The organism is Streptomyces sp. NPDC097619, from assembly GCF_040302735.1.
Classification (GTDB): domain Bacteria; phylum Actinomycetota; class Actinomycetes; order Streptomycetales; family Streptomycetaceae; genus Streptomyces.
In genome coordinates, this window is the sequence record NZ_JBEOSD010000011.1 from 82,844 (window position 1) to 93,710 (window position 10,867).

Here is a 10,867-nt window from a genome sequence, read left to right on the forward strand (position 1 = left end):
GGGGGAACCACATGATCACCGAGCCCGAACTCGACGGGGAGCACGCCGCCTTCCGGCGGCCGCGGGAGGACGATACGCCCGGCCCTGCACCGGACCGGCTCGCGGCGGGCGGTCCCGCACCCGGCGGGGGCGTACCCGAGGGGGCGGACTTCGGGCCCGGTGCCGCCGAGGATCCGGCCGTCGGAGGTCCGCGCCGCCGTCCGGGCGGGGGCCGGCCCTGGCTGTGGACCCTCGCCGGGGCCCTGATCGCCTCCGCCGCCTGGGGCGGTTCCCTGTACCTGACGGGCGCCGGTCAGGAGCGGGCCCCGGAGTTGCCCTACCGGGCGCCCTCCGACCTCTGCGAGGAGCTGAAGGCGCCCTCCCTGACCCGGATGCTGGGCGGGCTCCGTGCGGGGCCCAGTCACCAGGACGTGCCGCACGAGGCGGTGGACTGGTTCGGGTGCGTGCTGAGCGGCGAGGACCGAGCGGGCAGTGACGGGAACTGGCAGCTCAACCGCGAGCTGCGGGTGACGCTCACCCTGCACAAGAAGACGGACCCGGAGGCGGAGTTCGGGGCGGACCTGCCGACCGTGTCGGCCGGCGCGGACTCCGACGTGACGCGGGAGGCGGTGGCCGGGCTGGGGGAGCGGGCGCAGTTCGTGACCCTGAACGGCGCGGACGCGCCGCTGCTGCGGGTGCTCGACGGCGGCGCGGAGTTCACCATGCAGCCCGGTTCCACCCTGAACTACCGGGACCAGGAGGGCGAGGGCGAGCAGCAGGAGGAGCCGCCGCTGGACCCGGTGGAACCGGAGGCGCTGAAGGAGGCCATGGTCACGGACATGCGGGCGCTGATGGCCCGCCTGCGGAAGGACTGAGCCCCGGCCGCCCGACCCCCGGTCGAGGGCGTCCCGGGCGGTGGACGCACGGGACCCCCGGCACGGCAGGTGCCGGGGGTCCGTGACGCGTCGGGCGCGCGGGGGTGGCGCCGGGCGGACTACTCCGCCAGGACGGCCTCCGCGTCCAGGGTGACGCCGACGGCCTGGATGACCGAGGCGACCTTGACGGCCTCCTGGACCGTCTCGCGGTCCACGCCCGCCTTGCGCAGCACCTGCTCGTGCGAGTCCAGGCACTGGCCGCAGCCGTTGATCGCGGAGACCGCGAGCGACCACAGCTCGAAGTCGACCTTCTCCACGCCCGGGTTGCCGATGACGTTCATCCGCAGGCCCGCGCGCATCGTGCCGTACTCCGGGTCGGAGAGCAGGTGGCGGGTCCGGTAGAAGACGTTGTTCATCGCCATGATCGCGGCGGCGGACTTGGCGGCGGTGTACGCCTCCTCGGAGAGGACGGCCTTGGCCTCCGGCTCCAGCTCGCGGAGCACCTTGGGGGAGCGCGAGGCGATCGCGCAGGCCAGGACGGTGCCCCACAGCTGCTGCTCGGAGAGCGGGCTGTTGCCGATGACCGAGCCGAGGTTCAGCTTCAGGTCCTTGGCGAAGTCCGGTATGGCGGCCTTCAGCTCAGCGAGGGCCATGCTCACTCACCGGCCAGGAGGGCGCCGGCGTCCAGGGTGTCCTCGCCCTTGGTCCAGTTGCAGGGGCACAGCTCGTCGGTCTGCAGGGCGTCCAGGACCCGCAGGACCTCCTTGGGGTTACGGCCGACGGAACCGGCGGTCACCATGGAGAACTGGATCTCGTTGTTGGGGTCCACGACGAACACGGCGCGCTGCGCGAAGCCGTCCTCGCCCTGCACGCCCGCGGCCTGCATGAGCTCGTGCTTCGAGTCGGCCAGCATCGGGAAGGGCAGGTCACGCAGGTCGGCGTGGTCCTTGCGCCAGGCGTGGTGCACGAACTCGGAGTCGCCGGAGACACCGAGGATCTGCGCGTCGCGGTCGGCGAACTCCTCGTTCAGCTTGCCGAAGGCGGCGATCTCGGTCGGGCAGACGAAGGTGAAGTCCTTCGGCCAGAAGAACACCACGCGCCACTTGCCCTCGTAGGTCTTGTGGTCGATCTGAGCGAACTCCTTGCCGGCCTCGAGCGAGACGCAGGCGGTCAGATCGTAGGTGGGGAACTTGTCACCGACAGTGAGCACGTGCACTCCTTGCGAAGGGAAGGGCCCCACCCTTTTGGGGTGGTACGGACCTTTCCGCGGGGGGTTGGACGGATCTCACATGCTGGCACACCGGCATTGATTACAGAAATAGCTACCCTTTGGTTTCGTGATCGGAGGTACCTATCAGTGGCTGTAGGTAACAGAGGGGCCAAAGCCGGGCCCCGGCAACCCACCCTGGCGCAGCTGCGGGCCTTCGCGGCCGTGGCCGAGCACCTGCACTTCCGCGACGCCGCCGCCGCGATCGGGATGAGCCAGCCCGCGCTCTCGGGAGCGGTCTCCGCCTTGGAGGAGGCGCTCGGGGTGCAGCTCCTGGAACGCACCACCCGCAAGGTGCTGCTCTCCCCGGCCGGCGAGCGGATCGCCGCCCGCGCCCGGACCGTGCTGGACGCCATGGCCGCGCTCACGGAGGAGGCCGAGGCCGTCCGGGCGCCCTTCACGGGGGCCCTGCGCCTCGGGGTGATCCCCACCGTGGCCCCGTACCTGCTGCCCACCGTCATCGGCCTGATCCACCGCCGGTACCCGCAGCTCGACCTCCAGGTCCACGAGGAGCAGACCCACTCCCTCCTCGACGGACTGGCCTCGGGCCGGCTGGACCTGCTGCTCCTCGCGGTGCCGCTGGGGGTCCCGGGCGTGACGGAGCTGCCGCTCTTCGACGAGGACTTCGTGCTCGTCGCCCCGCGCGGCCACCCCCTCGCCGGGCGGCGGGACATCCCCCGCGAGGAGCTGCGGGGGCTGCACCTGCTGCTTCTGGACGAGGGGCACTGCCTGCGCGACCAGGCCCTCGACATCTGCCGGGAGGCCGGCCGCACCGAGGGGGCCGACGTCACCACCACCGCGGCCGGGCTCTCCACCCTGGTGCAGCTGGTGGCGGGCGGGCTGGGGGTGACCCTGCTGCCGCGGACGGCCCTGCGGCTGGAGACCACCCGCAACGACCACCTGGCCACGGGGTGGTTCGCGGAGCCGGCGCCCTCCCGACGGATCGCCCTGGCCATGCGGACCGGGACGGCCCGGCAGGGCGAGTTCGGGCAGTTCGCCGCCGCCCTGCGGGAGGCGGTACGACCGCTGCCGGTGTGGCTCGCGGAGTAGGGATTCCCCCGACCTCCACGGGCCGCACCGGCAGCGGGTACGTCCTCGGCATTCCCGTGAGGTTCCGTGCGGTTCCGATGGCGCGCCGCCGGAACCGCACGGATCACTCGGTGCGCAGGCCGTCCGGGCGCATCAGCCGCAGCAGCGGCGGCAGGCTGAGCGCCGTCACCAGCACCACCACGCCCGCGCCGATGCCGGTCATCGCGAGCACCGAGGACCAGTCCACGGCCACCGTGGCGTTCGACATCCGCAGCAGTACGGCGCCCAGGGCCAGGCCGACCGCGGTGGCCAGCAGCAGGCCGAGGCCGATCGGCACCGCGGTCTGCCACAGCACCGACATGCTCAGGGTGGAACGGCGCGTGCCGAAGGCCACCAGCGCCGACAGCAGCTTGCGGCGCTCCCGGAGCTGTTCGAGCTGCGAGACCAGCATGCTCGCCCCGATCAGCACCAGCACGCCGGTGGCGCCGATGAACAGGCCGGTGCGGATGGCCGCGAAGCGGTTGGACTGCTGGGTGCTCATGGCCGTGAAGGACGTCATCATCGGGTCCTTCAGGAAGACCGCGGTGCGCACCCGCTCCAGGGCGTCGGCGTCACCGGGCACGGTCTGCACGTAGACCGTGGTGTACAGGCTGTCGCCCAGGCCCTTCGGCGCGGCCGACGGGGTGGCCAGCACCCCGGAGCGGAGCACGCCGGTGGGGTCCTTGCGGGAGGGCGCGGTGCGGGCGTCGGCGGGCAGGGTCCAGCGGACCGCGGGCCGGGCCCGCTCGTCGCCGCTGTACCGGGGGGCCGCGAAGAGGCGGGTGCCGGGCACGGTCAGGGCGGAGGGGTCGCTGCCGTAGTCCTCCCCGCCGGTCAGCACGAAGGTGTCGCCGTCCTTGCAGGAGGGCAGCCGTGCCAGTTCGGAGAGGGCCGCGCAGTCGCCCACCGTCAGGGAGGCGCTGAGATCGGGGTCCTCGGGCTTGAGCGCCAGGTCCGTCATGCTCAGCGCGGTGGCCTTGTGGACGCCCTGGATCCCGCCCAGTTCGCGGGCGGTCTCCTCGGCCCGGCCGGCGGGGGCGGTACCGGCGGGGATGTGCACGGAGACGGCGGCCCGCCGGGTGTCCTGACCGGTGCTCTTGGTGTAGTCCGACTCGACGCCCGCGAAGAGCATCTGGAGGGCGATCGCCCCGGCCACGGCCACGGCGATGCCGTTGACGAGGCGGGCGGCGGTGCTGCCGGAGAGCTGGAGCCGGCGCACGGCCAGTTGCCAGGCCACCCCGCCGCCGCCGAGCCGGGCCACGGTCCGCTCGACGAGCCAGGGCAGCAGGGCGGTGATGCCGACGAGCAGCAGGACCACGCCGCCGATGACCTGGTACTGGTTGAACTCGCCGCCCTCGTTGCCGCGGCCCATCATCGGGGCGAGCAGGGCCAGTCCACCGACCGGCATGAGCAGCCGCCACCAGATGCGCCGTTTGGCGGGCTTGGCGGTGCGCACCACGCCGAGGGGCTCGATCACCACGCCGCGCAGCGCGAACAGGGTGACGGCCACGGCCGCGGCCGGTACGGCCAGCCCGACCAGGGCCGCCAGCCACAGGGTGGGGTTGAGGTCGGCGGGGAAGACGCTGCGCTCCATCATCGTGACCTCGCCGGCGAAGTGCCGTACGGCCAGGAAGAAGACGGCGCCGAAGCCGAGGCCGAGCACGGAGCCGGCGGCGGCCTCGCCCGCGGCGATCCGGCGGGTCATCCGGCCGTCGGCGCCCACCAGGCGCAGGGCGGCGAGCCGGCGGTCCCGGCGGTCGCCGCCGAAGCGGACGGCGGCGGCGATGAACACGGCCACCGGCATCAGCAGGGCCACGAACACCATGGTCAGGAGCAGGGAGAGGACGGGGTCCAGCGGTTCGGGCACCGAGTCGTTGGCGAAGCCGGTGACCCGCTTGATCCGCTGTCCGTCGGCCTGGAGCCGGTCCTGGCCCTGGTAGAAGGCGAGTTCGTTGGGGCCGATGAGTCCCGCGTCCCCGATCACGGAGACGATCGGGCCGTTCAGCCGCTCCCGGAGCATGCTGTCGCCGGAGGACTTCAGCAGCCGGTCCAGGGCGGGGGAGACGGCCAGTTCCCCGGGGCCGGGGAAGGACTTCAGGCCGGGCGGCAGCGGGGCCTGCGGGCCCTCGGGCTGGAGCTGGCGGCCGTAGACGTCGGTGCCGCGGAAGGTGGTGTCGGACTCGGCGACGAGCAGGGTGCCGGGGCCCGCCTTCCCGACGGTGGGCGCGGTCAGGGTGCTGCGCGCGTCGTAGCGGACGTCGCGGGCCTGGAGGGCGCTGGGCAGGGCCGTGGTCACCAGCAGCAGAGCCACGCCGAGGCCGACGCCGACGGCGGTCAGCAGGGTGCGGGTCCAGCCCTCGCGGCCACCGCCGAGGGCGAACCGGGCCCCCATCCGCAGGTCCTGGGCCCAGACGGCGAGGCGGCTCATATGGCGCGCTCCATGTCGCGGGACTTGCCGTCGCGCACGACGATCTCGCGGTCGGAGTAGGCGGCCACGCGGGTCTCGTGGGTGACGAGGACCACGGCGGCGTTGGTGGAGCGGGCGGCCTCGGTCAGCAGCTGCATGACCCGCTCGCCGTTGAGGGAGTCCAGGGCGCCGGTGGGCTCGTCCGCGAAGACCACGCGGGGGGAGGTGACCAGGGATCGTGCCACGGCCACCCGCTGCCCCTGACCGCCGGAGACCTCGCCGGGCCGTTTGTCCCCGATGCCGTCCACCTCCAGGCGGGCCATCCACTCCAGGGCGGTGCGCTCGGCCTCCTTGCGCTTGGCACCGTTGAGGCGCAGCGGCAGGGCCACGTTCTCCACGCAGGTCAGTTCGGGCACGAGCTGGCCGAACTGGAAGACGAACCCGAACTCGCTGCGCCGGAGGGCGCTGCGCTCGGCGTCGTTCATGGCGGAGAGCTCGCGGCCCGCGTAGGTGATGGTGCCGGAGTCGGGGGTGACGATCCCGGCCAGGCAGTGCAGCAGCGTGGACTTGCCGGAGCCTGAGGGCCCCATGATGGCGACGACCTCGCCGGGGTGGATGGAGAACCCGGCCCCGTCGAGGGCGTGGGTGGGGCCGTACGCCTTGCGCAGGTCCGTGGCGGTGAGGAGGGAACCCGCGGGTGTCATCGGCGTACTTCCTTGGCGAGCTGGTCGAGGCGGGCGGCGGTGAGCTCCAGCCACCGCAGGTCCGCTTCGAGGTGGAACAGGGCGTGGTCGCAGACGAGCTGGTCGGCGAGGTCGCCCTTGCGCTTGCGGGTGGTGAGGAGGCGCATGAGGCGTAGGTGCTCGGCGCGCTGGGTGTCGAGCAGGTCGGTCGCGCTGCGGCCGGTCAGCAGGGCGAGGACGACCTTGGTGTAGAGGGTGGACTGGAGGTAGGGCTCCGGCTTCTCCGGTTCCGCGAGCCAGGTCTCGACGTCGGTGATGCCGGCGTCGGTGATGGCGTAGCGCTTGCGGTCCGGGCCGCCGCCGGCCTCTATGCCCTCGACCTCCACGAGGCCGTTCTTCAGCAGCCGGGACATGGTCGAGTAGACCTGCCCGTAGTGCAGGGGGCGGTCGTGGCCGAACTTTTCGTCGAAGGCCCGCTTGAGGTCGTAGCCGTGGCGCGGGCCGGCCTCCAGGAGGCCGAGCAGAGTGTGACCGATGGACATGCCCAGGACTGTACACGGGGTGTATACCTCGGGTGTATACACCCCGTGTAGAGCCCGGTTCGCGGAGATTGTTTCCCCAGGTCAGGAGTGATTGTCACGATTTCGTACGGGCGCCCGGCGTGACCCGCGCACGGTCCCTCCCGCCCGCCTCGGGCAGCGTCGAGCCCCCGTCGGCGCGCGGCCGGCGGGGGCTCGGAAGGGGGTGCCCCGGAAGGGGCGGGGCAGGGCGGAGGCCGAGGGAGGGGCGGGTCCTACTCCTTGGGTGGACGGCCCCGGCGCGGCAGCGGTCCGGTCGAGCCGGGCAGCCGCCCGGCCTCCTTGAGGGCCCGCCGCAGCAGGAACTCGATCTGGGCGTTGGCGCTGCGCAGTTCCTCGCCCGCCCAGCGGGCCAGCGCCTCGTACACCTGGGGGTCCAGGCGCAGCAGCACCTGCTTGCGGGCGCCGGCGCGCGCGCCGCGCTCCGCCGGGTCCGGGGACCCGGCGGCCGCCCGGCCGTCCTCCGTGGGGCTCACTGGTACAGCGTGCCCGTGTTGACGACCGGCTGCGCGGCGCGGTCCCCGCACAGCACCACCATCAGGTTGGAGACCATGGCGGCCTTGCGCTCCGGGTCCAGCTCCACGATGCCCTCCTCGGCCAGTCGCGTCAGCGCCAGCTCCACCATGCCCACCGCGCCGTCCACGATCTGGCGGCGGGCCGCGACCACGGCCCCGGCCTGCTGGCGCTGGAGCATCGCCGAGGCGATCTCGGGGGCGTAGGCGAGGTGGGTGAAGCGGGACTCCACGATCCGGACCCCGGCCGCCTCGACCCGGGCGTGCAGCTCGGCGGCCAGCTTCTCGGTGATCTCCTCGGCGTTCTCGCGGAGGGAGAGGCCGTCCTCCTCGTGGGAGTCGTAGGGGTACTCGATGGCGATGTGGCGGACCGCGGCCTCGGTCTGCGTCTCCACGAACTCGGTGAAGTCCTCCACCTCGAAGGTGGCGAGCGCGGTGTCCTCCACCTTCCACACCACCACGGCGGCCAGCTCGATCGGGTTGCCGTAGGCGTCGTTGACCTTCAGGACGGCCGTTTCGTGGTTGCGGACCCGGGTGGAGATCTTCTCGCGGGAGGTCAGAGGGTTCACCCAGCGCAGGCCGTCCGTGCGGATGGTGCCGCGGTAGCGGCCGAAGAGCTGGACCACCCGGGCCTCGCCGGGGGCCACGGTGTTGAGCCCGCACATCATCAGGAAGGCGCCCAGCGCCACCAGGATGCCCAGCGGGATCAGGCTCGCCTTGACCGCCGTGGCGGCGGCGACGGCGCCCACGATCACCAGGCCGATGCCCGCCGCCAGTCCGACCAGGCCGAGCAGCAGGGCCAGACCGCCGCCGACGCTGTGGGCCGGGTACTCCTCGATCCGGGGCTCGGCTCCGCCCGGACGGTCCGTCGGATCTGCGGTCTTCGTCATGATCTGCCCCGTTCTCGATGTACTGCCCCGGCCGAGTGGCCTAGCAAAGTGATATCACTTTTTCGGCTCGGAGCAACCCCCACGGGCCAGGGAGCGTCGGTTCCGACGGGGTGGGTGCTCATTCTCACGTCCGGAAAAGCACGGATTGGCCGACCTTTGTCCTTGCCCGCGGTGTTAGCTTTCTGAGCTGACGTCGGGGGGTGAACGAGCGGAGTTTGGGAGCGATGGGCCGAGCAGAAGCGCGACGCGCGCAGAAGCGTGGAGCGCGCAGGGCGCCGCGCGGGCGCCGGAAGAACAGGCCGTCCGGCATACGCCGGTTCTTCACCTGGAAGAAGCTGCTGGGGACCTTCTTCGGACTGATCCTCCTCGGCATGGCCGGACTCATCGGCCTCTACTTCTACGTCGACACCCCGACCCCCAACCAGCAGGCCACCCGCCAGAGCAACGTCTACGAGTGGTCCGACGGCACCGTGATGGCCCGCGACGGCGCCGTCAACCGCGTCATCGTCCCCATCGAGAAGGTCCCCGCCGAGGTCCAGAGCGCCTTCGTCGCCCTGGAGAACAAGACCTTCGAGCAGGACAACGGCGTCGACGTGAAGGGCGTCCTGCGCGGCCTCTTCAACACCGCCACCGGCCGCGGCAAGCAGGGCGGCTCCACCATCACCCAGCAGTACGTCAAGAACTACTACCTGAATCAGGACCAGACGGTCACCCGCAAGCTCAAGGAGCTGGTGATCTCCCTCAAGGTCGACCAGGAGCTGAAGAAGCCCGAGATCCTCGCGGGCTACCTCAACACCAGCTACTTCGGCCGCAACGCCTACGGCATCCAGGCCGCCGCCCAGGCGTACTACGGCGTCGACGCCGAGAAGCTCACCCTCGCCCAGGGCGCCTACCTCGCCGCCCTGCTCCAGGCCCCCAGCCAGTACGACTGGGCCGTGGCCGGACCGCTCTCCAAGAAGCTGGTCATGGGCCGCTTCGAGAAGTCCCTCAACAACATGGTCGAGATCGGCAAGCTCGACCCGGCCACCCGCGCCGGCATCAAGTTCGTCGAGCCGATCAAACCCAAGCCCACCCCCGGCCTCGAAGGCCAGAAGGGCTACCTGATCCAGGCCGCCGAGGCCGAGCTGCGCCGCCAGGGCATCACCGACGCCGAGATCAAGAGCGGCGGCTGGACCATCAAGCTCAGCGTGGACAAGCGCAAGCAGGCCGCCCTGGAACAGGCCGTCCACGACGAGCTGGAGTCCAAGCTCGACCGCAAGGGCAACAAGGTCGACGCCGCCGTCCAGGCCGGCGCCACCTCCGTGGACGCCGAGACCGGCCGCATCGTCGCCATGTACGGCGGCCGCGGCCTCAACGACCAGTGGGCCAGCAACGCCCTGCGGACCGACTACCAGCCCGGCTCCACCTTCAAGCCCGTGGTCCTCGCCTCCGCCCTGGAGAACGGCGCGACCACCCAGGAGGGCAAGAAGATCACGCCGAGCACCATCTACAGCGGTGAGAGCAAGCGCCCCGTCGAGGGCAGCGACGAGCCCTTCGCCCCGCAGAACCAGGACGACAAGGACTACGGCGACATCACCGTGCAGAAGGCCACCGACTTCTCGGTGAACTCGGTGTACGCCCAGATGTTCGTCGACGCCGGCCCGCCCAGCGTGAAGAAGACCGCCCTGGCCCTCGGCATGGCGGACCGGCCCGGCTGGCCCGACGACAAGCCCGCCCTGTCCCTGGGCACCATGAGCGCCAACACGCTGGAGATGGCGGGCGTGTACGCCTCCTTCGACCGGCACGGCAAGAAGGTGACCCCCACGATCATCGAGTCGGCCACCCACGCCGACCGCACCTACTCGCCCGCGAAGCCCATCGGCGACCAGGCCATCAGCCGCGAGACCGCCGACACCGTCACCAAGGTCCTCACCGGCGTGGTCAAGAACGGCTCCGGCGAGAAGGTGGACAGCAGCGCCTACGAGGCCGCCGCCAAGACCGGTACCACCGAGTCCAACGTCGCCGCCTGGTTCACCGGCTACACCCCGGAACTGGTCACCGTGGTCGCCATGTTCGGCGAGGAGCCCGGCACCCACCGCCAGACCACCCTGACCGGTACGGCGGGCGGCGGCCGCGCGGGCGGCTCCAGCTTCCCGGCCGCCATCTGGAAGGCGTACACCCTGGAGGCCCTCTCGGGCGTGGACACCGGCGAGTTCGACCTCTCCGAGGCCGAGATGGGCAAGGTCGAGCCGACGGTCGTCCCGACCAGGGAATCCACCGTCACCCCCACGCCCACCAAGTCCAAGGACCCCGAGGACAAGCCGACCAAGACCAAGGACCCGAAGCCGACCCCGACGAAGTCCCGGGAGACGGAGAAGCCGGACAAGCCGACGCCGACCCCCACCACGGAGAAGCCGAAGCCGCCCACGCCCACCCCGACCCCGAGCGACACCGTGGACCCGGAGGACCCGCCCGCCGGGGACGCGGGCGACCGACGGCGCCCGTAGGTCCGCCCCGCACGGGACGACATGACGGAGGGGGGGGCGCCCCCGCGGGGGGGGGGGCCCCGCCGCGAACTTGTGGCCTGGGCGGGGGGCGGCGGCGCCCCACCCGCGCGCGCCGGGGGGCC

Annotated in this window: 10 protein-coding genes; 3 read left to right on the plus strand and 7 right to left on the minus strand. The window is 72.1% G+C overall.

The features are described 5' to 3' along the window. Positions 1-11: 11 nt before the first annotated feature. Complete coding sequence (locus ABTZ17_RS05440; RefSeq protein ID WP_352194174.1) at positions 12-854, plus strand: hypothetical protein; 843 nt, start codon at positions 12-14, stop codon at positions 852-854. 119 nt (positions 855-973) lie between these two features. On the opposite strand, the gene ABTZ17_RS05445 is transcribed toward ABTZ17_RS05440, so the two are convergent. Further along, positions 974-1,507 carry an alkyl hydroperoxide reductase gene (locus ABTZ17_RS05445; RefSeq protein ID WP_352194175.1) on the minus strand — a complete coding sequence of 178 codons (534 nt, stop codon included), beginning with the start codon at positions 1,505-1,507 and terminating at the stop codon, positions 974-976. Between the two features lie 2 nt (positions 1,508-1,509). Beyond that, positions 1,510-2,064 carry a peroxiredoxin gene (locus ABTZ17_RS05450; RefSeq protein ID WP_352194176.1) on the minus strand — a complete coding sequence of 185 codons (555 nt, stop codon included), beginning with the start codon at positions 2,062-2,064 and terminating at the stop codon, positions 1,510-1,512. Positions 2,065-2,211: 147 nt separating this feature from the next. Here ABTZ17_RS05450 and ABTZ17_RS05455 point away from each other — a divergent pair, with 147 nt between their 5' ends. After that, positions 2,212-3,171 carry a LysR substrate-binding domain-containing protein gene (locus tag ABTZ17_RS05455; protein ID WP_352194177.1) on the plus strand — a complete coding sequence of 320 codons (960 nt, stop codon included), beginning with the start codon at positions 2,212-2,214 and terminating at the stop codon, positions 3,169-3,171. Positions 3,172-3,274: 103 nt separating this feature from the next. Here ABTZ17_RS05455 and ABTZ17_RS05460 read toward each other — a convergent pair whose 3' ends face one another. The 5 genes from ABTZ17_RS05460 to ABTZ17_RS05480 all read right to left on the minus strand — a co-directional run bounded on the left by ABTZ17_RS05460 (position 3,275) and on the right by ABTZ17_RS05480 (position 8,259). Further along, positions 3,275-5,617 carry an ABC transporter permease gene (locus ABTZ17_RS05460; RefSeq protein WP_352194178.1) on the minus strand — a complete coding sequence of 781 codons (2,343 nt, stop codon included), beginning with the start codon at positions 5,615-5,617 and terminating at the stop codon, positions 3,275-3,277. Beyond that, positions 5,614-6,300, minus strand: a complete 687-nt coding sequence (locus tag ABTZ17_RS05465; RefSeq protein ID WP_352194179.1) for an ABC transporter ATP-binding protein — start codon at positions 6,298-6,300, stop codon at positions 5,614-5,616. Before ABTZ17_RS05465 ends, ABTZ17_RS05460 begins: the two co-directional genes overlap by 4 nt. Beyond that, the gene (locus ABTZ17_RS05470) at positions 6,297-6,821 is read right to left on the minus strand and encodes a PadR family transcriptional regulator (protein ID WP_352194180.1); all 525 of its coding nucleotides are present in this window, start codon (positions 6,819-6,821) and stop codon (positions 6,297-6,299) included. The genes ABTZ17_RS05465 and ABTZ17_RS05470 overlap by 4 nt, the downstream gene beginning before the upstream one ends. Positions 6,822-7,072: 251 nt before the next feature. Continuing rightward, the gene (locus tag ABTZ17_RS05475; protein ID WP_352194181.1) at positions 7,073-7,333 is read right to left on the minus strand and encodes a type II toxin-antitoxin system antitoxin; all 261 of its coding nucleotides are present in this window, start codon (positions 7,331-7,333) and stop codon (positions 7,073-7,075) included. Continuing rightward, positions 7,330-8,259, minus strand: coding sequence for an SPFH domain-containing protein (locus ABTZ17_RS05480; protein ID WP_352194182.1), 930 nt, complete (start codon positions 8,257-8,259; stop codon positions 7,330-7,332). The genes ABTZ17_RS05475 and ABTZ17_RS05480 overlap by 4 nt, the downstream gene beginning before the upstream one ends. Before the next feature lie 224 nt (positions 8,260-8,483). Here ABTZ17_RS05480 and ABTZ17_RS05485 point away from each other — a divergent pair, with 224 nt between their 5' ends. Further along, positions 8,484-10,745, plus strand: coding sequence for a transglycosylase domain-containing protein (locus ABTZ17_RS05485; RefSeq protein ID WP_352194183.1), 2,262 nt, complete (start codon positions 8,484-8,486; stop codon positions 10,743-10,745). The last annotated feature ends 122 nt before the right edge of the window (positions 10,746-10,867 follow it).